This window comes from Pseudomonas sp. MUP55 (genome assembly GCF_034043515.1).
Classification (GTDB): domain Bacteria; phylum Pseudomonadota; class Gammaproteobacteria; order Pseudomonadales; family Pseudomonadaceae; genus Aquipseudomonas.
On record NZ_CP138214.1, the window covers coordinates 1,063,831 to 1,085,158 of the forward strand.

Here is a 21,328-nt window from a genome sequence, read left to right on the forward strand (position 1 = left end):
TCCCATGCCCTTTACGGAGTGTCGGCCCATGTCCTTTGCGGTAATCCAAATGGTCAGCCAGAGTGACGTGCTGGCCAACCTGGCCCAGGCACGCCGCCTGCTGGAACGAGCGGCGGCGGATGGCGCCAGGCTTGCGGTATTGCCGGAGAACTTCGCCGCCATGGGCCGCCGGGACATGGCCGACATCGGTCGCGCCGAGGCCTTGGGTGAAGGTCCGATCCTGCCATGGTTGAAACAGACCGCTCGCGACCTCACCTTATGGATAGTGGCCGGCACCGTGCCGTTGCCCCCAGCGGACCAACCGAACGCCAAACCCAACGCCTGTTCGCTGCTGGTCGACGACCGTGGTGAATTCGCCGCTCGTTACGACAAGCTGCACTTGTTCGATGTGGATGTGGCGGATGCCCGGGGTCGTTATCGCGAATCCGACGACTATGCTTTCGGAAGCAACGTGGTGGTGGCAGATACGCCAGTGGGGCGCCTGGGGCTGACGGTGTGTTACGACCTGCGCTTTCCTGAGCTGTACAGTGAGTTGCGTGCGGCGGGGGCTGAGTTGATCAGCGCGCCCTCGGCGTTTACGGCGGTGACGGGGGCTGCGCATTGGGATGTGCTGATTCGTGCACGGGCCATCGAAACCCAGTGTTACCTGCTGGCGGCTGCCCAGGGCGGTGTGCATCCGGGGCCCAGGGAAACCCATGGGCATGCAGCGATTATCGACCCCTGGGGACGTGTGTTGGCCCAACAGGATCAAGGCGAAGCGGTGTTAGTGGCCGAACGCGACAGCAATGAACAGGCGTCGATACGGGCGCGCATGCCGGTGGTCAATCACCGGCGCTTTTTCTCGCAGGGCGCGCAGCGACCTGCTTCAGAACGATGAATTTAAGGCCAAACCTATGAGCGAGTTGTTGTCCTCAGTCAGTGAACACCTCCTGGCACCCGGTGGCGTGACCATCGAAAATCTGCAAACCGTGCTGGGCGATCTGGCCGGACCAGGTATCGACGCGGCCGACCTGTACTTCCAGGGGCAGATTTCCGAGTCCTGGGCGTTGGAAGATGGCATCGTCAAGGAAGGCAGTTTCAACCTTGACCAGGGCGTAGGCGTACGCGCGCAATCCGGGGAAAAGACCGGTTTTGCCTACAGCAACGCGATTACCCTGGAAGCCTTGGGGCTGGCCGCGCGCGCGGCGCGCTCGATTTCCCGCGCCGGCCAGAACGGCACGGTGCAGGCGTTCAGCACCCAGGACGTGGCGCAGTTGTATGCGCCGGACAATCCATTGGAAGTGATCAGCCGCGCCGAAAAAGTCGAGCTGCTCAAGCGTGTTGACGCGGCTACCCGCGCTCTGGACCCGCGTATTCAGCAAGTCACCGTGAGCATGGCCGGTGTGTGGGAACGCATCCTCGTAGCCTCTACCGATGGCGGGCTGGCGGCAGATGTACGGCCACTGGTGCGTTTCAACGTCAGTGTGATCGTCGAGCAGAACGGTCGCCGCGAGCGCGGCGGCCATGGCGGCGGCGGGCGTACCGACTACCGTTATTTCCTCGCCGAAGACCGTGCCATGGGCTATGCCCGTGAAGCGCTGCGCCAGGCGCTGGTCAACCTGGAAGCGATTCCCGCGCCGGCCGGCACCTTACCGGTGGTGCTGGGCTCGGGTTGGTCCGGTGTGCTGCTGCACGAAGCCGTGGGACATGGACTGGAAGGCGACTTCAACCGCAAGGGCAGTTCCGCCTACAGCGGGCGCATGGGCGAGATGGTCGCGTCCAAGCTGTGCACCATCGTCGACGACGGCACCCTGGCCGGTCGCCGTGGTTCGTTGAGTGTGGACGACGAGGGCACGCCGACCGAGTGCACCACCCTGATCGAAAACGGTGTGCTCAAGGGCTACATGCAAGACAAGCTCAACGCCCGCCTGATGGGCGTGGCACGCACCGGTAACGGTCGCCGTGAATCCTATGCGCACTTGCCCATGCCCCGTATGACCAACACCTACATGCTCGGCGGCCAAAGCGATCCGGCAGAAATCATCGCCTCCGTGAAGCGCGGCATCTACTGCGCCAACCTGGGCGGCGGGCAGGTGGATATCACCAGCGGCAAGTTCGTGTTCTCCACCAGCGAGGCGTACTTGATCGAAGACGGCAAGATTACTGCGCCGGTCAAGGGCGCGACGTTGATTGGCAATGGGCCGGAGGCCATGAGCAAGGTGTCGATGGTCGGCAACGACTTGTCGCTGGACAGCGGCGTGGGTACGTGCGGGAAGGACGGACAGTCAGTACCGGTGGGCGTGGGCCAGCCGACGTTGAAGATCGATGCGATCACCGTGGGTGGCACGGGGTCGTAAGCCCGAGAGCTTCGGGTGGCGAAGGCCGCCACCCGGGGAAGAGGATCAGCGCAGGCCGCGTTGAGTCTCGTCCAGCTCACGGATGTATTTGAAGATTTTACGGCTGGTGGCCGGCGCCTTGTTATGCGCCAGTTCGTGTTGGGCCTGACGGATCAGGGAGCGCAATTGCTGGCGGTCCGCGTCCGGGTAGTCCAAGACGAATTTTTCCAGCACGGCGTCATCGCCCGAGATCAGGCGGTCACGCCAGCGCTCCAGGTTATGAAAGCGTTCGTTGTACTGGCGAGTGGAGGCATCGGTTTGATCGAGCAGGGCCAGAATGGCGTCAGTGTCCTGATCGCGCATCAGCTTGCCGATAAACATGATGTGCCGTTTGCGCGCGATATTCGCGGTGTGCTTGGGCGCATCGGCCAGAGCCCGGCGCATTTCGTCGGTCAGTGGCAGTTTGGCAATCAAGTCCTTTTTGAGCGTTGTAAGGCGCTCGCCAAGGTCAACCAGAGCATGCAGCTCACGTTTGACCTGGGTTTTGCTTTTCTCCCCATCGAGGGAGTCGTCGTAAGAATCAACCATGGTGGCAGTCCGCAAAGAAACGCCGCCATGATAACCAGTCGGGGGCCGCTTGTCCGGCCCGGTCGCTCGATGGCCTTAACCGAGAGCAGAATTTGAGTGGAGAAAACCATGAGTGCAGCCCAAAGCGTCGGTCCGCAAGCGTTACCGGCACTGCAGGAACAAGTCGAGCAGATCCTTGCCGAGGCCAAGCGCCAGGGCGCCAGCGCCTGTGAAGTCGCGGTGTCGCTGGAGCAGGGGCTGTCGACTTCGGTGCGTCAGCGGGAAGTTGAGACCGTAGAATTCAATCGCGACCAGGGGTTTGGCATTACCTTGTATGTGGGCCAGCGCAAAGGTTCGGCCAGTACGTCGGCCAGTGGCCCGGAAGCGATTCGCGAAACCGTCGCCGCCGCGTTGGCCATCGCCAAGCACACCTCCGAAGATGAAAGCTCAGGCTTGGCCGACAAAGCATTGATGGCCAAGGATTTGCAGGATTTCGACCTGTTCCACGCCTGGGACATCACGCCAGAGCAAGCCATCGAGCAGGCACTGACCTGCGAAGCAGCGGCGTTCGACGCCGATGCCCGCATCAAGAACGCCGATGGCACCACCCTGAGTACTCACCAGGGCTGCCGTGTCTACGGCAACAGCCATGGTTTTATCGGTGGCTACGCCTCCACGCGTCATAGCCTCAGTTGCGTGATGATCGCCGAAGCCAACGGCCAGATGCAGCGTGATTACTGGTACGACGTGAACCGTCAAGGCGAGTTGCTGGCAGACCCGGCAAGCATTGGCCAGCGTGCTGCGCAGCGTGCAGCCAGCCGTCTGGGTGCTCGCCCGGTGCCCACGTGCGAAGTGCCGGTGCTGTTTTCCGCCGAATTGGCCGGTGGCTTGTTCGGCAGTTTTCTCGGGGCGATTTCCGGTGGCAACCTATACCGAAAATCGTCATTCCTGGAAGGTGCGATTGGCCAGAAGCTGTTTCCTGAGTGGCTGACCATTGATGAGCGTCCGCACCTTATGCGCGCCATGGGCAGCGCCTCGTTCGACGGCGATGGCCTGGCCACGTATGCCAAGCCGTTCGTCGAGAAGGGCGAGCTGGTGTCTTATGTGCTGGGCACCTACGCGGGCCGCAAGCTCGGCCTGCCCAGCACCGCCAACTCCGGCGGCGTGCATAACCTGTTCGTGACCCACGGCGATGAAGACCAGGCGGCGCTGTTGCGTCGGATGGGGCGCGGCTTGCTGGTGACCGAATTGATGGGCCATGGCCTGAACATGGTGACCGGTGACTATTCCCGCGGCGCGGCGGGGTTCTGGGTGGAAAACGGTGAGATTCAGTTCGCCGTCCAGGAAGTGACCATCGCCGGCAACATGCGCGATATGTTCAAGCAGATCGTGGCTGTGGGTAACGACCTGGAGCTGCGCAGCAACATCCGCACGGGCTCCGTGTTGATCGAGCGGATGACGGTCGCCGGCAGCTGACCCGCGACGCTTCACCGAAAAAGGCGCGCCATCTGAATGATGGCGCGCCTTTTTTTATGGTTCCGATAGAAAGGATTCATTCCGCCATCCTTGTTTTGATTCTTAATATCATTTAATAATGAATCTCATTACTGGATGAGTGTGGATCATGAGTTCTGTCTTGCATGAGGACCCGTACCTTGAGAGTTGGCGGTGGATGAGTCGCCAGATCCGCTGCGGGCTTGATCCCGATGAACCTCGCCTGATCGAACATTACCTCAGTGAGGGGCGATACCTGGCGTGTTGCACCGCGACCCACCCGTGGACCATCGCCGAAACGTCATTTCGCCTGCTCGTCGACACCGCCAACGACATCGCGCTGCCCTGGCATTGGCGCTCCCTGTGCCTGGACCAGGCCTGGCGCCCGCTGCGCGACCTGGAAAAACTCGCTCACTGCGCCTGCCGCCTCAAGCGCTGGCAGGCCTTTGCCTGGCAACTGGCGACGTGCCAATTGCTGCCATCCCTCTCTCACTCCGACTTGGTGCAAGGATCTAACGATGAGTAATAGCCGTATCGAACGCGACAGCATGGGCGAACTGCAAGTCCCCGCCGAGGCCCTGTACGGCGCGCAGACCCAACGCGCGGTCAACAACTTTCCTATCAGTCATCAGCGCATGCCGGCGCAGTTCATCCGCGCGCTCATCCTGGCCAAGGCCGCTGCTGCCAGGGCCAATGTCGACCTCAAGCAGATCAGCGAAGGGCAGGGCAAGGCCATTGTCGATGCCGCCCAAGGCTTGCTGGAAGGCGATTATATGCAGCACTTCCCGGTGGATATCTTCCAGACCGGCTCCGGCACCAGCTCCAACATGAACGCCAACGAAGTGATTGCCACCCTGGCCAGCCGTTTGCTGGGCGAGGTGGTGAACCCCAACGACCACGTCAACTGTGGGCAAAGCAGCAACGACATTATCCCAACCACCATTCACGTCAGCGCGGCGCTGGTGCTGCACGAGCAAACACTGCCGGCCTTGCTGCACCTGGTGCAGGTGATCGAGCAAAAGGCCGAGGCGGTTCACCCGTTCATCAAGACCGGTCGTACCCACCTGATGGATGCCATGCCGGTGCGCATGAGCCAGGTGCTCAACGGCTGGGCGCAGCAGCTCAAGGCCAATATCGGCCATTTGCAAGACCTCTTGCCGGCTCTGCAGGCGTTGGCCCAGGGCGGCACGGCGGTAGGCACCGGCATCAACGCGCACCCTGAGTTTTCCACACGCTTCTGCCAGCACCTGAGTCAACTGACCCAGGTGAAGTTCACGCCGGGCAAGAACCTGTTTGCGTTGATCGGCTCCCAGGACACCGCCGTCGCCGTCTCCGGCCAGTTGAAAGCGACCGCTGTATCGCTGATGAAGATCGCCAACGACCTGCGCTGGATGAACTCCGGCCCGCTGGCCGGCCTCGGCGAAATAGAGCTGGAAGGCCTGCAACCGGGTTCATCGATCATGCCGGGCAAGGTCAACCCAGTGATTCCGGAAGCCACGGCCATGGTGGCCGCCCAGGTCATCGGCAACGACACGGTGATCACCGTTGCCGGCCAATCAGGCAACTTCGAACTGAACGTGATGCTGCCGATCATCGCCCAGAACCTGCTCAGTAGCCTGCAATTGCTGGCCAATACCAGTCGTTTGCTGGCGGACAAGGCCATTGCCAGCTTCAAGGTCAACGAAGCGAAGCTTAAGGAAGCACTGTCACGCAATCCGATTCTGGTCACTGCCCTCAATCCGATCATTGGTTACCAAAAGGCCGCGCAAATCGCCAAGCAGGCGTATCAGCAGGGTCGTCCGGTAATCGATGTCGCCCTTGAACACACCGACTTGCCTCGCAGCCAACTGGAAGTCCTGCTGGACCCGGAAAAGCTCACGGCGGGCGGCGTGTAATCATCATCCCTGCTTTGGAGGCTCATCATGGAGCACTGGAAACGTACGATCGAACGGGCCAATCGCTGCTTTATGGCGGGAGAGCTGGTTGACGCCCGCGAGGCCTACCTGCAAGCCCTGGCCCTGGCCCAAGTGTTGTTCGAACGCTGGGCGGATGCCGACGAAGCAGTGGCGGCTTGCGTCATTTCCCACCACAACCTGGCAGACCTGCACCTGCGCCTCAACCAGCCTGAGGAAAGCGCGCAATACCTCTGCGCCATTCACCAGCGCCTGCTGCAAACCATGCAGGACTCTCGCCTCAGCCCGCAGCTGCGCGAGGCAGCGTTGCGCCAGAGCAGCAAAACCTATGTCGAGCTGTTGAATTTCATCAGCGATCACGGCGAATACCCACGCACCCATCGCTTGCTGGGCGCTGCCGCTACGCAACCGGCCACCTCTTACTATGGAGCACATTGATATGACCTACACCCTGCCGGCGTTGCCTTATGCCTACGATGCGCTTGAACCCCATATCGACGCGCAAACCATGGAAATCCATTACACCAAGCATCACCAGACTTACATCAATAACCTTAATGCTGCAGTCGAGGGCACTGAGTACGCTGGCTGGCCGGTGGAGAAGTTGGTTTCCAGCGTTGAAAAATTACCGGAGCAATTACGCGCTGCTGTGGTCAACCAAGGAGGCGGTCATGCCAACCACTCGCTTTTTTGGGCGGTCATGTCGCCGGCAGGTGGCGGTAAGCCCGAGGGGGTTCTGGGCAATGCTATCGACGAACAGTTGGGTGGCTTCGACCGTTTCAAGGAGGCCTTTACCAAGGCGGCGCTGACCCGTTTCGGTAGCGGCTGGGCCTGGTTGAGTGTCACCCCGCAAAAGACCTTGGTAGTGGAAAGCAGCGGCAACCAGGACAGCCCGCTGATGAGCGGCAACACGCCGATCCTGGGGCTGGACGTCTGGGAGCACGCCTACTACCTGCTGTACCAAAACCGACGACCGGAGTACATCAATGCATTCTATAGCGTCATCAATTGGCCGGAGGTTGCCGCACGCTACCAGGCTGCCTTGGCCTGACATTCAACCTATAACAAGATCTAAGGCCGACTATGGGTACTGAAACACTGGCGATTAGCAGCGTGCGACTCTTTCGCTACGCGTTTGGCTCCCTGCTTCTCTTAGTCGGTACGGCATTGCTGGTGGCCAATGGGTTGGCCTGGCTCGACTTGGAACCGCGCATCCTGCGTGCGCTGCAGGGCGGGTCGATCTGCGCACTCGGCACCGCACTGGGCGCGGTGCCGGTGTTGGTGATTCGCCGGATGCCGGCGGCGTTGAGCGATACCTTGCTGGGTTTTGGCGCCGGGGTCATGCTGGCGGCGACCGCCTTTTCGCTGGTGGTGCCGGGTATTGCTGCCGCTGAAAGCCTGGGGCTCTCGCGTTGGGGCGCGGGCGGCTTGATCAGCTTCGGCATCATGCTGGGGGCATTCGGGCTGTATCTGGTGGACCTCAAGGTCTCCGGCGCCAGCCCGGAAATGCTGGTGGGTACGCCGGATAAACCGGTTATCCCGCCGCGCATCTGGCTCTTCGTGTTTGCCATCATCGCCCATAACATACCCGAAGGCATGGCCGTGGGCGTCTCTGCTGGCGGCGGCATGGCGGATGCGGACAGCCTCGCCATGGGCATTGCCCTGCAGGACGTACCGGAGGGCTTGGTCATCGCGCTGGTATTGGCGGGGGCGGGGATGTCGCGGATCAAGGCGTTTCTGATCGGCGCTGCATCGGGTTTGGTGGAGCCCGTATTTGCCGTGCTGTGCGCTTGGTTGGTAAGCCTTGCCGAAGTGCTGTTGCCCTTGGGGCTGGCGCTGGCGGCGGGCGCAATGCTGTTGGTGGTGACCCATGAGGTCATCCCCGAGTCACGCCGAAACGGTCACGATAAGCTCGCCAGCCTGGGGTTGTGCATCGGGTTTTGCTTGATGATGGTGATGGATACGGCGTTGGGGTAGGGCTTACTCCTACAGAGCGAGCGGGTTATTCGCCTTCATCAAAGTAGTTATTGATCAGCGCGACTAATGCGTCCATCGCTTCCTGTTCTTGTTCGCCCTCGGTTTTGAGGTGGATCTTGGTGCCCTTGCCTGCGGCAAGCATCATCATTGCCATGATGCTTTTACCGTCGACCATCGATTCCGGACTGCGCCCGGCGCGTATCTGGCAGGGGAACTTACCGGCGACACCGACGAATTTGGCTGACGCCCGGGCATGCAAGCCCAGCTTGTTGATGATTTCAATTTCCAGAGCGGGCATCGCGGGGGTGTTCCTTTCAGCTAAGGTCGCGGTGGCGAACCTGGACGTTCTTGAGGGTTTGTTGCAACACTTGGCCGAGTCGTTCCGTCAGGTAGACAGAGCGGTGGTGACCACCGGTGCAGCCAATGGCAATGGTGACGTAGGCGCGATTGCTCGCGGCAAAGCGTGGCAGCCATTTGAGCAGGTAAGTGGAGATATCCTGGAACATCTCTTCCACGTCCGCTTGTGCCGCCAGGTAGTCGATCACCGGCTGATCGAGCCCTGACTGATCACGCAGCTCCGGCTTCCAGTAAGGATTGGGCAGGCAGCGCACGTCAAATACAAGGTCGGCATCCACCGGCATGCCACGCTTGAAGCCAAACGATTCGACCAGAAATGCGGTGCCAGGCTCCGGCTGGTTGAGCAATCGCAGCTTGATCGCGTCGCGCAGTTGGTAAAGGTTCAGGTTGGTGGTGTTGATTTTCAGGTCGGCCAGATCAATGATCGGCCCCAGCAACTTGGTCTCGTCCTCAATGGCTTCCGCCAACGAACGGTTGGCGGTGCTGAGCGGGTGGCGTCGGCGGGTTTCGGAGAACCGCTTGAGCAGGGTTTCTTCGTCGGCATCCAAATACAACACGTCGCAATGAATATGCTTGGCGCGCACTTCCTCAAGCAGTTCGGGGAACCGCGAGAGATGGCTGGGCAGGTTGCGAGCGTCGATCGACACGGCGACCAGTGGCTGCGGCAGCTCGGTGTGGATCAGGGCGCGTTCCGCCAATTCCGGCAGCAGCCCGGCGGGCAGGTTGTCGATGCAGTAGAAACCGCTGTCCTCGAGAACGTTGAGAGCAGTGCTTTTACCCGAGCCGGAACGGCCACTGACGATGATCAAACGCATGATTATTGCCCGCTTTGTTCATCCAGGACGACCTGATACAACGCCTCATTGCTGGTGGCGCTGCGCAGTTTTTCGCGTACTTCCTTGCGGTCGAGCATGCTGGCGATCTGCCGGAGCAGTTCCAGGTGCGCATCGGTAGCCGCTTGCGGGACCAGCAGAACGAACAGCAGGTCGACCGGGGCGCCGTCGATGGCATCGAAATCGATGGGGGATTCCAGGTGCAGCAGGGCGCTGACGGGTGTGTCGCAGCCTTTGAGGCGGCAGTGAGGAATGGCTATGCCGTTACCAAAACCGGTCGAACCGAGTTTTTCACGGGCAATCAGCGCGTCGAACACGTCCTGCATTTCCAGACCCGGCACTTCGCGCGAGATCAGGTTGGCAATTTGTTCGAGGGCTTTTTTCTTGCTGCCGCCCGGCACGTTCACGAGGGAACGGCCGGGGGTCAGGATGGTTTCAAGTCGGATCATGGGGGGAGAGTTAACGACCTGTACCTTGCATCAGGTGCAGATTCTTTTCCTTATGCTTTATGAGTTGGCGGTCGAGCTTGTCGTAGAGCGAGTCGATCGCCGCGTACATGTCTTCATGTTCCGCATTGGCGACGAGCTTGGCATTCGGTACGTGCAGGGTGGCCTCGATTTTCTGCTTGAGCTTGTCGACCTCCATGATGACCTGCACGTTGGTGATCTTGTCAAAATGCCCCGCAAGCTTGTTCAGCTTGCTCTCGGTGTACTCACGCAGGGGTTTGGTGACTTCCAGCTGGTGTCCACTGATGTTGACTTGCATACAGCTTCTCCTTCGTTGCCAGTGCATAAAGCGGTGGGCAGAAATACCCACCACTGGAACGCTGTGGCCCGCCCGTCACATCAAACGCTTTCGCTCGCTGGAAGGCGCGATCCCAAGGGATTCGCGGTACTTGGCGACGGTTCGACGGGCGACCTGAATGCCTTGTGCCTCCAGTAAACCAGCGATCTTGCTGTCACTCAACGGCTTTTTCTGATTTTCCGCGGCAACCAGTTTTTTGATGATCGCGCGGATCGCCGTGGACGAGCATTCACCGCCTTCGGAGGTGCTTACGTGGCTGGAGAAAAAGTATTTCAGCTCATAAATACCCCGTGGGGTATGCATGAACTTTTGCGTGGTCACCCGTGAAATCGTCGATTCGTGCATGCCCACCGCCTCAGCGATGTCATGCAGTACGAGGGGCTTCATCGCTTCGTCGCCGTATTCCAGGAAACCGCGCTGGTGCTCGACGATCTGGGTCGCCACTTTCATCAGGGTTTCGTTGCGGCTTTGCAGGCTCTTGATGAACCAGCGGGCTTCCTGCAACTGGTTGCGCATGAAGGTATTGTCAGCGCTGGTGTCGGCGCGGCGCACGAAGCCGGCGTATTGCGGGTTGACCCGCAGGCGCGGCACCGATTCCTGGTTCAATTCCACCAGCCAGCGTTCGTTGTCCTTGCGCACGATCACATCAGGGACGACATATTCGGCTTCGCTGGACTCGATCTGCGAGCCCGGACGCGGGTTGAGGCTCTGAACCAGCTCGATGACCTGGCGCAGTTCGTCTTCCTTGAGCTTCATGCGACGCATCAGTTGGCTATAGTCGCGGCTGCCCAGCAAGTCGATGTAGTCGCTGACCAGGCGCTTGGCCTCAGCCAGCCAGGCGGTCTTGGCCGGGAGTTGGCGCAGTTGCAGCAACAAACACTCGCTGAGCGAGCGCGCGCCAATGCCGGCGGGCTCGAATTGCTGGATGCGGTGCAGGACGGCTTCGATCTCGTCCAGCTCGATGTCCAGTTCCGGGTCGAAGGCTTCGAGGATTTCTTCGAGCGTTTCGTCCAGGTAGCCCTGGTTGTTGATGCAGTCGATCAGGGTGACGGCGATCAAGCGATCGGTGTCGGACATCGGCGCCAGGTTCAATTGCCACAACAAGTGGCTCTGCAGGCTCTCGCCGACAGACGTACGGGTGGTGAAATCCCATTCGTCATCATCATTGCTGGGCAGGCTGCTGGCGCTGGTCTGGTAGACGTCTTCCCATGCCGTGTCCACGGGAAGCTCGTTGGGAATGCGTTCGTTCCATTCGCCGTCCTCAAGGTTGTCCACCGTAGGGGCGGTTTCCTGATAGGACGGTTCCTGTACGTCGGGATTGGGCTTTTGCTCGATGTTGTCGGCCAAGGGGTCGGTATTGTCGAAGTCGTCGCCTTCTTCCTGGCGTTCGAGCATCGGATTGGACTCCAGGGCCTCCTGGATTTCCTGTTGCAGGTCCAGGGTCGACAATTGGAGCAGGCGGATGGCCTGTTGCAGCTGCGGTGTCATCGTCAGCTGCTGGCCCATTCTCAGGACTAGCGATGGTTTCATGGCAGGGGCTTAACACCTTATTCGCCGGCGCAATGCGCCATCCACGACAGGGCGCGTGAGCGCCAAACATAAGCAAATTATATGCCTGATATCGGGGCCTTTGCCTAGAGTGCGGTAACAATAAAAAGGCTGAGGTTTTTATTGACGCGCTCGCGCTCTCGCAAATGGCCCGATATCACCGTGCTTACAGGCGGAACTCGTGACCCAGGTAAACTTCTTTAACCAGTTCGTTGGCCAGGATCGTCGCGGAATCACCTTCGGCAATCAGTTGCCCATCGTTGACGATGTAGGCGGTTTCGCAGATATCAAGCGTTTCACGGACGTTGTGGTCGGTGATCAGCACGCCAATGCCCTTGGCCTTGAGGTGATGAATGATCTGCTTGATATCGCCCACCGAAATCGGGTCAACACCGGCGAACGGTTCGTCCAGCAGGATGAACTTGGGGGCGGTCGCCAGGGCGCGGGCGATCTCCACACGGCGACGCTCGCCACCGGACAAACTCATGCCGAGGTTGTCGCGAATGTGGTTGATGTGGAATTCCTGCAGCAGGCTTTCCAGCTCCTTGCGGCGGCCGTCGCGGTCGAGCTCCTTGCGGGTCTCGAGAATCGCCATGATGTTGTCGGCCACCGAAAGTTTGCGGAAGATCGACGCTTCCTGCGGAAGATAGCCGATACCGGCGCGTGCGCGACCGTGCATCGGCTGGTGGCTCACGTCCAGGTCGTCGATCAATACGCGGCCCTGGTCCGCCTGGACCAGCCCGACGATCATGTAGAAGCATGTGGTCTTGCCGGCGCCGTTGGGGCCGAGCAGGCCGACGATCTGGCCGCTGTCGATCGACAGGCTGACATCGCGTACCACCTGGCGGCTTTTATAGGCCTTGGCCAGATGCTGGGCTTTCAGGGTTGCCATTACTCGGCCTTCTTCTTCGGCTGGATGACCATGTCGATACGTGGGCGAGGCGCGGTGACCTTGTTGCCATTGGCGCGACCCGCCTGGGCGACCTGGGTCTGGGTGTTGTAGACGATCTTCTCGCCTTCGGTGGAGTTGCCGTCGGCACTGAGCACCTTGGCCTGATCAATCAGTACGATGCGATTTTGCTGTGCATGGTACTGGATGGTCTTGCCATAGCCCTTCATCGGGCCCGGGTCTTCTGCCTTTTGCTTCTGTTCGAAGTAAGCCAGGTTGCCCACGGAAGTCACGACATCGATATCGCCGGTGGCCGTGCGAGTCAGGGTCACGGTATTGCCAGTGATCTTCATCGAACCTTGGGTGATGATCACGCCACCGGTGTAGGTCGCAACGCCTTGCTTGTCATCAAGCTGCGCATCGTCGGCCGAGATGTGGATCGGTTGCTGGCTATCGTTCGGCAGAGCCCAGGCGCTCACGCTTCCCAGTGCTGCGCCCAGACCGAGCAAAATAGGGAGGGTTTTAATGAGCCTCATACTGTCCTCTTACGTTCGATAGCAGGTGTATCCTGCTTTCTTTCAAATACGCTTTCATTCCCTTGCCAGTCGATACACCGCCAGCGCCGTCGATTCTAACGTCTTGCTCGGTCTGCGCATATTCCTTCTGTGGGAATACGGTCATGCGACTGCTGGTAATGATGGTGTCGCGGTTCTGTGTGTCTGTACGTGCGACGCGTACCGAGTCGATCAGTTCGATTTCGGTGCCGTCCGGATTGACCTCGCCACGCAGGCTGGTGACGTGCCAGGGCTGTTCGGTGCCACGGTAGAGGTTCAGGTCCGGGTTGGTCAGCAGGCTGACTTCCGAAGCTTTCAGGCGCTCGACCTTATCGGAGACCAGCACATACTGCACCTTGCCATCGGGCAGGAACTGCACGGTGTGGGTGTTGGTGGCAAAGTTGTCGATGATGCTTTCATCCACCTGCACGACAGGTTTGTCGAGAAAGCGCTCCGGGCTGATATTCCAGTAGCCCACCGCGAGGAGCAGCGCGGCGATGACCCCGAATAGCAGGAAATTGCGAATCTTTTTGCTCAGCATATAACGCTCTATAAGTAGGCGGCGTGGGCCGCTTCAAGGCTGCCTTGGGCGCGCAGGATCAATTCGCAGAACTCGCGGGCGGCACCTTCGCCGCCGCGGGCGGTGGTAATGCCATGGGCATGTTCACGCACAAACGCTGCGGCATTGGCCACGGCCATGCCCAGGCCGACCCGGCGGATCACCGGCAGGTCAGGCAGATCGTCACCCAGATAGGCAACCTGTTCATAGCTTAGGTTGAGTTGGCCAAGAAGCTCGTCCAATACCACCAGTTTATCCTCGCGCCCCTGATACAGGTGAGGAATCCCCAGGTTTTGTGCGCGGCGTTCCACAACCGGTGTCTTTCGACCGCTGATAATCGCGGTTTGCACGCCTGCTGCCATCAACATCTTGATGCCCTGGCCGTCGAGCGTGTTGAAGGTCTTGAACTCGCTGCCGTCTTCGAGGAAGTACAGGCGGCCATCGGTCAGCACGCCATCGACGTCGAATATCGCCAGCTTGATGTTTTTACCGCGTTGCAACAGGTCGCTGTTCATTACATCACTCCCGCACGCAACAAGTCGTGCATGTTCAGGGCGCCAATCGGGCGGTCATCCTCATCGATCACCACCAGTGCGCCGATCTTGTGGTCTTCCATGATCTTCAGGGCTTCGGCGGCAAGCATCTCGGGACGGGCGGTCTTGCCGTGGGGCGTCATTACCGCATCGATGGTTGCGGTATGAATGTCGATGGTGCGGTCCAGGGTGCGACGCAAGTCACCGTCGGTGAACACGCCGGCCAGTCGCCCGTCGGTTTCCAGGATGACGGTCATGCCCAGGCCCTTGCGGGTCATCTCCATCAACGCGTCCTTGAGCAAGGTGCCGCGCGGTACGTGAGGCAGCTCATCGCCGGCATGCATGACATTTTCCACTTTCAGCAGCAAACGACGGCCCAGGGCACCGCCCGGGTGGGAAAAGGCGAAATCTTCAGCCGTGAACCCGCGAGCCTCCAGCAGTGCGACGGCCAGGGCGTCGCCCATGACCAGCGCAGCGGTAGTGGAGGAGGTGGGTGCCAGGTTCAGCGGGCAGGCTTCGTGGGCGACATGCACGTTCAGGTTCACTTCGGCGGCCTTGGCCAGGGTCGACTCAGGGTTGCCGGTGACGCTGATCATCTTGATGCCCAGGCGCTTGATCAGCGGCAACAGGGTCACGATCTCGTTGGTGGTGCCGGAGTTGGACAGGGCCAGGATCACGTCATCCTTGGTGATCATGCCCATGTCACCATGGCTCGCTTCGGCCGGGTGCACGAAGAACGCCGTGGTTCCGGTGCTCGCCAGCGTAGCGGCGATCTTGTTGCCGACGTGTCCGGATTTACCCATGCCAACCACGACAACGCGGCCCTTGCTGGCCAGAATCATCTCGCAGGCGCGTACGAAATCCGCGTCGATATGGGCCAGTAAACCTTCTACGGCTTCCAGCTCGAGGCGGATGGTGCGTTGTGCGGATTGAATAAGGTCGCTGGATTGGCTCATGTCTGAAATCGTATAGCCTGACGAAAAGTCGGCGATTATAGCGGTAATGATCAATTCCCTCACGCAAGTTCGTCAGGCTTTATTCAGTACACGTCCAGGATTTGTCTCAATAACATGCCCGGCAACGGTTTTTCGCTGTCCTGAATCTGAACAAGCGCTGTTCCGGCCTTGGGGGCTCTGTACCAGCAGTGATATAGTTCGCGGCCAGTTCGGTCCGGCCCACCCATGGTGCCAACTATTGCGCATCCCTGTGCAAACGAAAGTCGCATGCATGGTGTCTGAGTGAAAGGCTGCATCCCAAGGAGATTAGATGAGTGCCGATAACGCCTACGCGGTCGAGCTGAAGGGCCTTTCCTTCAAGCGCGGTGCGCGCAGCATCTTCAATAACGTCGATATTCGCATTCCTCGCGGAAAAGTCACGGGCATCATGGGGCCTTCCGGTTGCGGCAAGACCACCTTGCTGCGCCTGATGGGCATGCAACTGCGCCCAAGCGCCGGTGAAGTGTGGGTCAACGGCCAGAACCTGCCGACGCTGTCGCGCAGCGATCTGTTCGATGCGCGCAAGCACATGGGCGTGCTGTTCCAGAGCGGCGCGCTGTTTACCGACCTCGATGTGTTCGAAAACGTAGCGTTCCCGCTGCGGGTGCATACCCAGCTGTCTGACGAGATGATTCGTGACATTGTGTTGCTGAAACTGCAGGCCGTAGGGCTTCGCGGGGCCATCGACCTGATGCCGGACGAATTGTCCGGTGGCATGAAGCGCCGTGTCGCCCTGGCGCGAGCCATCGCCCTCGACCCGCAGATCCTCATGTACGACGAGCCTTTCGTGGGCCAGGACCCAATCGCCATGGGCGTATTGGTGCGCCTGATCCGCCTGCTCAACGACGCACTGGGAATCACCAGCATCGTGGTGTCTCACGACCTGGCCGAAACCGCGAGCATCGCTGACTACCTTTATGTAGTGGGTGATGGTCAGGTACTGGGGCAGGGTACGCCGGAAGAACTGATGAACGTCGATAACCCGCGCATTCGCCAGTTCATGACCGGCGATCCCGATGGCCCGGTGCCTTTTCACTTTCCGGCAGCGGACTACCGCGCAGATCTTCTGGGGAAGCGCTGATGCGCAAAACATCTCTTGTCGAAAAGGTTCGCCTTTTCGGTCGCTCAGGCATCGACATCGTCGAAGTCCTGGGACGTTCGACCATTTTCCTGTTCCACGCCTTGCTCGGCCGCGGCGGCATAGGCGGCGGCTTTGGCCTGCTGCTCAAGCAACTGCATGCGGTCGGCGTGATGTCCCTGGTGATCATCGTGGTCTCCGGGGTGTTCATTGGCATGGTGCTGGCGCTGCAGGGCTTCAACATCCTGTCCAGCTACGGTTCCGAGCAGGCAGTAGGGCAGATGGTTGCCCTGACGCTGTTGCGCGAATTGGGTCCGGTGGTCACCGCCTTGTTGTTTGCCGGGCGTGCCGGTTCTGCGCTGACGGCTGAAATCGGTAACATGAAGTCCACCGAACAGCTGTCCAGCCTGGAAATGATCGGCGTGGACCCGCTCAAGTACATCGTTGCCCCGCGCCTGTGGGCCGGCTTCATTTCCCTGCCGCTGCTGGCGATGATCTTCAGCGTGGTCGGGATCTGGGGCGGTTCGTGGGTGGCGGTGGACTGGTTGGGGGTCTATGACGGCTCCTACTGGGCCAACATGCAAAACAGCGTGACCTTCACGGGCGACGTGCTCAACGGCATCATTAAGAGCATCGTCTTCGCCTTTGTAGTGACCTGGATCGCCGTATTCCAAGGCTATGACTGTGAACCCACCTCAGAAGGGATCAGTCGCGCCACCACCAAGACCGTTGTGTACGCCTCGCTGGCGGTACTGGGCCTTGACTTCATTTTGACCGCCTTGATGTTTGGAGATTTCTGATGCAAAACCGCACTGTGGAAATCGGTGTCGGCCTTTTCTTGCTGGCTGGCATCCTGGCTTTACTGTTGCTGGCCCTGCGGGTCAGTGGCCTGTCGGCCAGCCCCACCGCCGACACTTATAAACTTTATGCGTACTTCGACAATATCGCCGGTTTGACGGTCAGAGCTAAAGTGACCATGGCCGGTGTGACCATCGGCAAGGTCACGGCAATCGATCTGGATCGCGACAGCTTCACCGGTCGGGTGACGATGCAACTGGACAAGAAGGTGGATAATCTGCCGACCGACTCCACGGCGTCTATCCTCACCGCGGGCCTGCTGGGCGAGAAGTACATCGGTGTCAGCGTGGGCGGGGAAACAGCCCTGCTCAAGGATGGCTCGACCATCCACGACACGCAGTCGTCGTTGGTACTTGAAGACCTGATCGGTAAATTCCTGCTCAATACGGTCAATAAAGACGCCAAATGAGGAATCTGTTCATGATCTCTACCTTGCGACGCGGCCTTCTGGTCCTGCTTGCAGCGCTGCCGTTGATGGCCAACGCAGCCGGTTCTGCCCACGAACTGGTGCAGGACACGACCAACAAAATGTTGGCTGACCTGTCGGCCAACAAGGAAAAGTACAAACAAGACCCAAGTCAGTTCTACGACGCGCTCAATACCATCGTCGGTCCGGTGGTCGATGCCGAAGGTATCTCCCGCAGCATCATGACCGTCAAGTATTCGCGCAAGGCGACCCCTGCGCAGATGCAGCGTTTCCAGGAAAACTTCAAGCGCGGGCTGTTCCAGTTCTACGGCAACGCCTTGCTTGAGTACAACAACCAGGGCATCACCGTCGCTCCGGCCGGTGACGAGTCGGGTGATCGCACCAGCGTGAACATGACCGTCAAGGGCAACAATGGCGCCGTCTACCCTGTGCAGTACACGCTGGAGAAGGTCAACGGCGAGTGGAAACTGCGCAACGTGATCATCAACGGCATCAACATCGGCAAGCTGTTCCGTGATCAGTTCGCCGACGCGATGCAGCGCAACGGCAACGACCTGGACAAGACCATCAATGGTTGGGCCGGCGAAGTGGCCAAAGCCAAGGAAACTTCCGACAAGGAAGCCGGGAAGTCCGCACAATGACCGAGTCGGCTGTTCGTATCGGCGAAGCCGGCGAGCTGTTCTTAAGCGGCGTGCTGGACTACCGCACCGGGCCTGACCTGCGCAAGCAGGGCCAGGCGCTGATCAAGGCCAGCGCGGCGCCTGCGCTGGTGCTCGATTGCTCGGCGGTGACCAAGTCCAGCAGCGTCGGCTTGTCGTTGCTGCTGTGCTTTATGCGCGATGCCCAAGCGGCCAACAAACCGTTCAGTATCCGTGCAATGCCTGAAGACATGCGCGAGATCGCCGAGGTTTCCGGCTTGACCGAGCTGCTGGCACATCCTTAATACACATTTATCAGAGAAGCCCCCCGTCAGAGTCCTGCTATGCGGGGTTCGCAGGCGCGGGGCTTTTTTGTATGATGTGCGACCCGTGCGCACTGGGCGCCGATAGAGGTTGAGCATGCAGGCCCTAGAAGTTAAGAGCTTCCTTGAAGGAAAGCTGCCGGAAACGATTGTTGAAGTTGAAGGCGAAGGCTGCAATTTCCAGCTGAACGTGATTAGCGATGAACTGGCGGCATTGAGCCCGGTCAAGCGTCAGCAGCAGATCTATGCCCATTTGAACCCGTGGATCACCGATGGCAGCATCCATGCGGTCACTATGAAATTTTTCAGCCGCGCGGCCTGGGCCGAGCGCACCTGAGCCCCCAAGGCGTCGAGATTCTTATGGATAAATTGATTATTACCGGCGGTGCCCGCCTCGATGGCGAGATCCGCATCTCCGGTGCGAAAAACTCCGCCTTGCCGATCCTGGCAGCGACCCTGCTGTGCGATGGCCCTGTGACTGTGGCCAACCTGCCGCACTTGCACGACATCACCACCATGATCGAGCTGTTCGGTCGCATGGGCATTGAGCCTGTGATCGACGAGAAGTTGTCCGTCGAAATCGACCCGCGCACCATCAAGACCCTGATCGCCCCGTACGAGCTGGTGAAAACCATGCGTGCGTCGATCCTGGTGCTCGGCCCGATGGTTGCGCGTTTCGGCGAAGCCGAAGTCGCCCTGCCTGGCGGTTGCGCCATTGGTTCGCGTCCGGTCGACCTGCACATCCGTGGCCTCGAAGCCATGGGCGCTGTCATCGACGTCGAAGGCGGCTACATCAAGGCCAAGGCGCCGGAAGGCGGTTTGCGTGGTGCGAACTTCTTCTTTGATACCGTCAGCGTGACCGGTACCGAGAACATCATGATGGCCGCTGCCCTGGCCAATGGCCGCAGCGTCCTGCAAAACGCCGCGCGCGAGCCGGAAGTGGTCGATCTGGCCAACTTCCTGATCGCCATGGGCGCCAACATCAGCGGTGCGGGCACCGACACCATCACCATCGACGGTGTAAAGCGTCTGCACTCGGCCACCTATAAAGTGATGCCGGACCGTATCGAGACCGGCACCTACCTCGTCGCCGCCGCCGTTACCGGTGGTCGCGTCAAGGTCAAGGACACCGATCCGACCATCCTCGAAGCCGTCCTCGAAAAACTCAAGGAAGCCGGCGCCGAAATCACCACCGGTGAAGACTGGATCGAGCTGAACATGCACGGCAAGCGGGCCAAAGCCGTTAACGTGCGTACCGCTCCGTATCCGGCATTCCCGACCGACATGCAGGCGCAGTTCATTTCCCTGAACGCGATTGCTGAAGGCACCGGTGCCGTGATCGAGACCATCTTCGAAAACCGCTTCATGCACGTGTACGAGTTGCACCGCATGGGCGCCAAGATCCAGGTCGAGGGCAACACCGCTATCGTGACCGGCATCGACAAGCTCAAGGGCGCGCCAGTGATGGCGACCGACCTGCGTGCGTCGGCCAGCCTGGTGATCTCGGCACTGTGCGCCGAAGGCGATACCCTGATCGACCGCATCTACCACATAGACCGTGGCTACGAGTGCATCGAAGAAAAGCTGCAGATGCTCGGCGCTAAAATCCGCCGCGTTCCGGGCTAATCCCCGCTGCATTGTAGGAGCGAGCTTGCTCGCGAAAAACGTCAACGATAACGCGTTTATCCAGTATCAACGCGGTGCCCATGAGTTCTTCGCGAGCAAGCTCGCTCCTACACACACCAGTTTGTTTCAAATCGAGGCTGTAAAGGCCTCGATCTGTGTCTGGCGCCGTTTGCGACCGGACAGCAATAGCCTGATGAAGGACTGACATTTCCCATGTTGACCATCGCACTGTCCAAGGGCCGCATCCTTGACGACACGTTGCCGCTTCTGGCTGAAGCGGGCATCGTGCCGACCGAGAATCCGGACAAGAGCCGCAAGCTGATCATCCCCACGACCCAGGACGACGTTCGCCTCTTGATCGTGCGGGCTACCGACGTGCCGACCTACGTTGAACATGGCGCTGCCGACCTGGGTGTCGCCGGCAAGGACGTGCTGATGGAATACGGTGGCCAGGGTCTCTACGAGCCACTGGACCTGCGTATCGCCCTGTGCAAGCTGATGACCGCTGGCCGTGTCGGCGATGTCGAACCCAAGGGCCGCCTGCGGGTGGCGACCAAGTTCGTCAACGTCGCCAAGCGCTACTACGCCGAACAAGGCCGTCAGGTCGATATCATCAAGCTCTATGGCTCGATGGAGCTGGCGCCGCTGATCGGCCTGGCTGACAAGATCATCGACGTGGTCGACACCGGCAACACCTTGCGCGCCAACGGGTTGGAACCGCAGGATTTCATTGCCGACATCAGCTCGCGTCTGGTGGTCAACAAAGCATCGATGAAGATGCAGCACGCCCGTATCCAGGCGTTGATCGACACCCTGCGCAAGGCAGTGGAGTCGCGACACCGCGGTTGACTCACCCGCGTAGCTGAAACGCTGCGCTCGTCTATCCGCCTCATAGCCAGAATTCTCAGGTGCCCAAGCGGAAACGACTGCTGGGAAGGTGCGCTGACGTTCAATAACGAATCGCGCCTTACCCCAAAAGGCAAGTTATGTTAGTAGAAGATTCTTTTTCCATCATTAGCGCCGCGTAGCAGCCTGCCTTT

The 21,328-nt window shown here is 59.9% G+C and carries 28 protein-coding genes; 17 read left to right on the forward strand and 11 right to left on the reverse strand.

Going from position 1 to position 21,328, the window contains the following annotated elements:
- The first annotated feature begins 28 nt into the window (after positions 1–28).
- On the forward strand, positions 29–877 hold the full coding sequence (locus SC318_RS04645) for a carbon-nitrogen hydrolase family protein (RefSeq protein WP_320429843.1): 849 nt from the start codon (positions 29–31) through the stop codon (positions 875–877).
- A 16-nt stretch (positions 878–893) separates the two neighbouring features.
- Positions 894–2,336 carry a metalloprotease TldD gene (gene tldD / locus SC318_RS04650; protein ID WP_320429844.1) on the forward strand — a complete coding sequence of 481 codons (1,443 nt, stop codon included), beginning with the start codon at positions 894–896 and terminating at the stop codon, positions 2,334–2,336.
- Between the two features lie 45 nt (positions 2,337–2,381).
- Here the strand turns inward: tldD and yjgA are convergent, their stop codons facing one another.
- Positions 2,382–2,903, reverse strand: a complete 522-nt coding sequence (yjgA, locus tag SC318_RS04655) for a ribosome biogenesis factor YjgA (RefSeq protein WP_025856302.1) — start codon at positions 2,901–2,903, stop codon at positions 2,382–2,384.
- 108 nt (positions 2,904–3,011) lie between these two features.
- Between yjgA and pmbA the strand changes: the two genes are divergently transcribed.
- The 6 genes from pmbA (at position 3,012) to SC318_RS04685 (ending at position 8,266) form a co-directional block, all read left to right on the forward strand.
- Positions 3,012–4,358, forward strand: a complete 1,347-nt coding sequence (pmbA, locus tag SC318_RS04660; RefSeq protein WP_320429846.1) for a metalloprotease PmbA — start codon at positions 3,012–3,014, stop codon at positions 4,356–4,358.
- A 148-nt stretch (positions 4,359–4,506) separates the two neighbouring features.
- The gene (locus tag SC318_RS04665) at positions 4,507–4,902 is read left to right on the forward strand and encodes a FagA protein (protein ID WP_320429847.1); all 396 of its coding nucleotides are present in this window, start codon (positions 4,507–4,509) and stop codon (positions 4,900–4,902) included.
- Positions 4,895–6,271 (forward strand): class II fumarate hydratase, encoded by a 1,377-nt coding sequence (locus tag SC318_RS04670; protein ID WP_320429848.1) that lies wholly within the window; start codon positions 4,895–4,897, stop codon positions 6,269–6,271. The genes SC318_RS04665 and SC318_RS04670 overlap by 8 nt, the downstream gene beginning before the upstream one ends.
- Before the next feature lie 27 nt (positions 6,272–6,298).
- On the forward strand, positions 6,299–6,727 hold the full coding sequence (locus SC318_RS04675; protein WP_320429849.1) for a DUF2753 family protein: 429 nt from the start codon (positions 6,299–6,301) through the stop codon (positions 6,725–6,727).
- A 1-nt stretch (position 6,728) separates the two neighbouring features.
- Positions 6,729–7,340 (forward strand): superoxide dismutase, encoded by a 612-nt coding sequence (locus SC318_RS04680; RefSeq protein WP_320429850.1) that lies wholly within the window; start codon positions 6,729–6,731, stop codon positions 7,338–7,340.
- Positions 7,341–7,372: 32 nt separating this feature from the next.
- Complete coding sequence (locus SC318_RS04685; RefSeq protein WP_320429851.1) at positions 7,373–8,266, forward strand: ZIP family metal transporter; 894 nt, start codon at positions 7,373–7,375, stop codon at positions 8,264–8,266.
- Between the two features lie 25 nt (positions 8,267–8,291).
- Here the strand turns inward: SC318_RS04685 and SC318_RS04690 are convergent, their stop codons facing one another.
- The 10 genes from SC318_RS04690 to SC318_RS04735 all read right to left on the reverse strand — a co-directional run bounded on the left by SC318_RS04690 (position 8,292) and on the right by SC318_RS04735 (position 15,299).
- A complete protein-coding gene (locus tag SC318_RS04690) occupies positions 8,292–8,564 on the reverse strand; it encodes an HPr family phosphocarrier protein (RefSeq protein WP_306491632.1) in 273 nt (90 codons plus the stop codon).
- 16 nt (positions 8,565–8,580) lie between these two features.
- The gene (gene rapZ / locus SC318_RS04695) at positions 8,581–9,438 is read right to left on the reverse strand and encodes an RNase adapter RapZ (RefSeq protein WP_320429852.1); all 858 of its coding nucleotides are present in this window, start codon (positions 9,436–9,438) and stop codon (positions 8,581–8,583) included.
- 2 nt (positions 9,439–9,440) lie between these two features.
- Positions 9,441–9,905 carry a PTS IIA-like nitrogen regulatory protein PtsN gene (gene ptsN / locus SC318_RS04700; protein WP_320429853.1) on the reverse strand — a complete coding sequence of 155 codons (465 nt, stop codon included), beginning with the start codon at positions 9,903–9,905 and terminating at the stop codon, positions 9,441–9,443.
- 10 nt (positions 9,906–9,915) lie between these two features.
- Complete coding sequence (gene hpf, locus SC318_RS04705; RefSeq protein WP_003171804.1) at positions 9,916–10,221, reverse strand: ribosome hibernation-promoting factor, HPF/YfiA family; 306 nt, start codon at positions 10,219–10,221, stop codon at positions 9,916–9,918.
- A 75-nt stretch (positions 10,222–10,296) separates the two neighbouring features.
- Complete coding sequence (locus SC318_RS04710; protein WP_320429854.1) at positions 10,297–11,790, reverse strand: RNA polymerase factor sigma-54; 1,494 nt, start codon at positions 11,788–11,790, stop codon at positions 10,297–10,299.
- Between the two features lie 184 nt (positions 11,791–11,974).
- On the reverse strand, positions 11,975–12,700 hold the full coding sequence (lptB, locus tag SC318_RS04715) for an LPS export ABC transporter ATP-binding protein (RefSeq protein ID WP_003171806.1): 726 nt from the start codon (positions 12,698–12,700) through the stop codon (positions 11,975–11,977).
- Entirely contained in the window at positions 12,700–13,233 is a 534-nt protein-coding gene (gene lptA / locus SC318_RS04720; protein ID WP_320429855.1) for a lipopolysaccharide transport periplasmic protein LptA, read from the reverse strand. The genes lptB and lptA overlap by 1 nt, the downstream gene beginning before the upstream one ends.
- Positions 13,220–13,792 (reverse strand): LPS export ABC transporter periplasmic protein LptC, encoded by a 573-nt coding sequence (lptC, locus tag SC318_RS04725; RefSeq protein WP_320429856.1) that lies wholly within the window; start codon positions 13,790–13,792, stop codon positions 13,220–13,222. The genes lptA and lptC overlap by 14 nt, the downstream gene beginning before the upstream one ends.
- Positions 13,793–13,800: 8 nt before the next feature.
- Positions 13,801–14,325, reverse strand: a complete 525-nt coding sequence (locus tag SC318_RS04730) for a KdsC family phosphatase (protein ID WP_306491637.1) — start codon at positions 14,323–14,325, stop codon at positions 13,801–13,803.
- Entirely contained in the window at positions 14,325–15,299 is a 975-nt protein-coding gene (locus SC318_RS04735; protein WP_306491638.1) for a KpsF/GutQ family sugar-phosphate isomerase, read from the reverse strand. The genes SC318_RS04730 and SC318_RS04735 overlap by 1 nt, the downstream gene beginning before the upstream one ends.
- 310 nt (positions 15,300–15,609) lie before the next feature.
- Here SC318_RS04735 and SC318_RS04740 point away from each other — a divergent pair, with 310 nt between their 5' ends.
- The 9 genes from SC318_RS04740 to hisG all read left to right on the forward strand — a co-directional run bounded on the left by SC318_RS04740 (position 15,610) and on the right by hisG (position 21,137).
- The gene (locus SC318_RS04740) at positions 15,610–16,419 is read left to right on the forward strand and encodes an ATP-binding cassette domain-containing protein (protein ID WP_320429857.1); all 810 of its coding nucleotides are present in this window, start codon (positions 15,610–15,612) and stop codon (positions 16,417–16,419) included.
- The gene (gene mlaE / locus SC318_RS04745) at positions 16,419–17,216 is read left to right on the forward strand and encodes a lipid asymmetry maintenance ABC transporter permease subunit MlaE (protein ID WP_124385165.1); all 798 of its coding nucleotides are present in this window, start codon (positions 16,419–16,421) and stop codon (positions 17,214–17,216) included. Before SC318_RS04740 ends, mlaE begins: the two co-directional genes overlap by 1 nt.
- A complete protein-coding gene (gene mlaD, locus SC318_RS04750) occupies positions 17,216–17,683 on the forward strand; it encodes an outer membrane lipid asymmetry maintenance protein MlaD (RefSeq protein WP_003171814.1) in 468 nt (155 codons plus the stop codon). The genes mlaE and mlaD overlap by 1 nt, the downstream gene beginning before the upstream one ends.
- 11 nt (positions 17,684–17,694) lie before the next feature.
- Entirely contained in the window at positions 17,695–18,342 is a 648-nt protein-coding gene (locus SC318_RS04755) for an MlaC/ttg2D family ABC transporter substrate-binding protein (protein ID WP_306491640.1), read from the forward strand.
- Positions 18,339–18,644, forward strand: a complete 306-nt coding sequence (locus tag SC318_RS04760) for an STAS domain-containing protein (RefSeq protein ID WP_320429858.1) — start codon at positions 18,339–18,341, stop codon at positions 18,642–18,644. Before SC318_RS04755 ends, SC318_RS04760 begins: the two co-directional genes overlap by 4 nt.
- Before the next feature lie 115 nt (positions 18,645–18,759).
- Positions 18,760–18,999, forward strand: a complete 240-nt coding sequence (locus SC318_RS04765; RefSeq protein WP_016974279.1) for a BolA family protein — start codon at positions 18,760–18,762, stop codon at positions 18,997–18,999.
- Positions 19,000–19,022: 23 nt separating this feature from the next.
- Complete coding sequence (murA, locus tag SC318_RS04770; protein WP_320429859.1) at positions 19,023–20,288, forward strand: UDP-N-acetylglucosamine 1-carboxyvinyltransferase; 1,266 nt, start codon at positions 19,023–19,025, stop codon at positions 20,286–20,288.
- Positions 20,289–20,313: 25 nt separating this feature from the next.
- Positions 20,314–20,493 carry a hypothetical protein gene (locus SC318_RS04775; protein WP_320429860.1) on the forward strand — a complete coding sequence of 60 codons (180 nt, stop codon included), beginning with the start codon at positions 20,314–20,316 and terminating at the stop codon, positions 20,491–20,493.
- 8 nt (positions 20,494–20,501) lie between these two features.
- Complete coding sequence (hisG, locus tag SC318_RS04780; protein WP_083360118.1) at positions 20,502–21,137, forward strand: ATP phosphoribosyltransferase; 636 nt, start codon at positions 20,502–20,504, stop codon at positions 21,135–21,137.
- The last annotated feature ends 191 nt before the right edge of the window (positions 21,138–21,328 follow it).

What these genes read in the sequence shown, in the direction of transcription:
- SC318_RS04740 (WP_320429857.1), top strand. Translation starts at nt 15,610, where the DNA reads ATGAGTGCCGATAACGCCTACGCGGTCGAGCTGAAGGGCCTTTCCTTC.
- SC318_RS04645 (WP_320429843.1), top strand. Translation starts at nt 29, where the DNA reads ATGTCCTTTGCGGTAATCCAAATGGTCAGCCAGAGTGACGTGCTGGCC.
- lptC (WP_320429856.1), bottom strand. Translation starts at nt 13,792, where the DNA reads ATGCTGAGCAAAAAGATTCGCAATTTCCTGCTATTCGGGGTCATCGCC.
- lptA (WP_320429855.1), bottom strand. Translation starts at nt 13,233, where the DNA reads ATGAGGCTCATTAAAACCCTCCCTATTTTGCTCGGTCTGGGCGCAGCA.
- SC318_RS04735 (WP_306491638.1), bottom strand. Translation starts at nt 15,299, where the DNA reads ATGAGCCAATCCAGCGACCTTATTCAATCCGCACAACGCACCATCCGC.
- mlaE (WP_124385165.1), top strand. Translation starts at nt 16,419, where the DNA reads ATGCGCAAAACATCTCTTGTCGAAAAGGTTCGCCTTTTCGGTCGCTCA.
- SC318_RS04690 (WP_306491632.1), bottom strand. Translation starts at nt 8,564, where the DNA reads ATGCCCGCTCTGGAAATTGAAATCATCAACAAGCTGGGCTTGCATGCC.
- hpf (WP_003171804.1), bottom strand. Translation starts at nt 10,221, where the DNA reads ATGCAAGTCAACATCAGTGGACACCAGCTGGAAGTCACCAAACCCCTG.
- SC318_RS04710 (WP_320429854.1), bottom strand. Translation starts at nt 11,790, where the DNA reads ATGAAACCATCGCTAGTCCTGAGAATGGGCCAGCAGCTGACGATGACA.
- SC318_RS04685 (WP_320429851.1), top strand. Translation starts at nt 7,373, where the DNA reads ATGGGTACTGAAACACTGGCGATTAGCAGCGTGCGACTCTTTCGCTAC.
- SC318_RS04670 (WP_320429848.1), top strand. Translation starts at nt 4,895, where the DNA reads ATGAGTAATAGCCGTATCGAACGCGACAGCATGGGCGAACTGCAAGTC.
- SC318_RS04730 (WP_306491637.1), bottom strand. Translation starts at nt 14,325, where the DNA reads ATGAACAGCGACCTGTTGCAACGCGGTAAAAACATCAAGCTGGCGATA.
- SC318_RS04760 (WP_320429858.1), top strand. Translation starts at nt 18,339, where the DNA reads ATGACCGAGTCGGCTGTTCGTATCGGCGAAGCCGGCGAGCTGTTCTTA.
- SC318_RS04675 (WP_320429849.1), top strand. Translation starts at nt 6,299, where the DNA reads ATGGAGCACTGGAAACGTACGATCGAACGGGCCAATCGCTGCTTTATG.
- rapZ (WP_320429852.1), bottom strand. Translation starts at nt 9,438, where the DNA reads ATGCGTTTGATCATCGTCAGTGGCCGTTCCGGCTCGGGTAAAAGCACT.
- hisG (WP_083360118.1), top strand. Translation starts at nt 20,502, where the DNA reads ATGTTGACCATCGCACTGTCCAAGGGCCGCATCCTTGACGACACGTTG.
- SC318_RS04755 (WP_306491640.1), top strand. Translation starts at nt 17,695, where the DNA reads ATGATCTCTACCTTGCGACGCGGCCTTCTGGTCCTGCTTGCAGCGCTG.
- tldD (WP_320429844.1), top strand. Translation starts at nt 894, where the DNA reads ATGAGCGAGTTGTTGTCCTCAGTCAGTGAACACCTCCTGGCACCCGGT.
- ptsN (WP_320429853.1), bottom strand. Translation starts at nt 9,905, where the DNA reads ATGATCCGACTTGAAACCATCCTGACCCCCGGCCGTTCCCTCGTGAAC.
- mlaD (WP_003171814.1), top strand. Translation starts at nt 17,216, where the DNA reads ATGCAAAACCGCACTGTGGAAATCGGTGTCGGCCTTTTCTTGCTGGCT.
- SC318_RS04765 (WP_016974279.1), top strand. Translation starts at nt 18,760, where the DNA reads ATGCAGGCCCTAGAAGTTAAGAGCTTCCTTGAAGGAAAGCTGCCGGAA.
- yjgA (WP_025856302.1), bottom strand. Translation starts at nt 2,903, where the DNA reads ATGGTTGATTCTTACGACGACTCCCTCGATGGGGAGAAAAGCAAAACC.
- SC318_RS04680 (WP_320429850.1), top strand. Translation starts at nt 6,729, where the DNA reads ATGACCTACACCCTGCCGGCGTTGCCTTATGCCTACGATGCGCTTGAA.
- SC318_RS04665 (WP_320429847.1), top strand. Translation starts at nt 4,507, where the DNA reads ATGAGTTCTGTCTTGCATGAGGACCCGTACCTTGAGAGTTGGCGGTGG.
- murA (WP_320429859.1), top strand. Translation starts at nt 19,023, where the DNA reads ATGGATAAATTGATTATTACCGGCGGTGCCCGCCTCGATGGCGAGATC.
- pmbA (WP_320429846.1), top strand. Translation starts at nt 3,012, where the DNA reads ATGAGTGCAGCCCAAAGCGTCGGTCCGCAAGCGTTACCGGCACTGCAG.
- lptB (WP_003171806.1), bottom strand. Translation starts at nt 12,700, where the DNA reads ATGGCAACCCTGAAAGCCCAGCATCTGGCCAAGGCCTATAAAAGCCGC.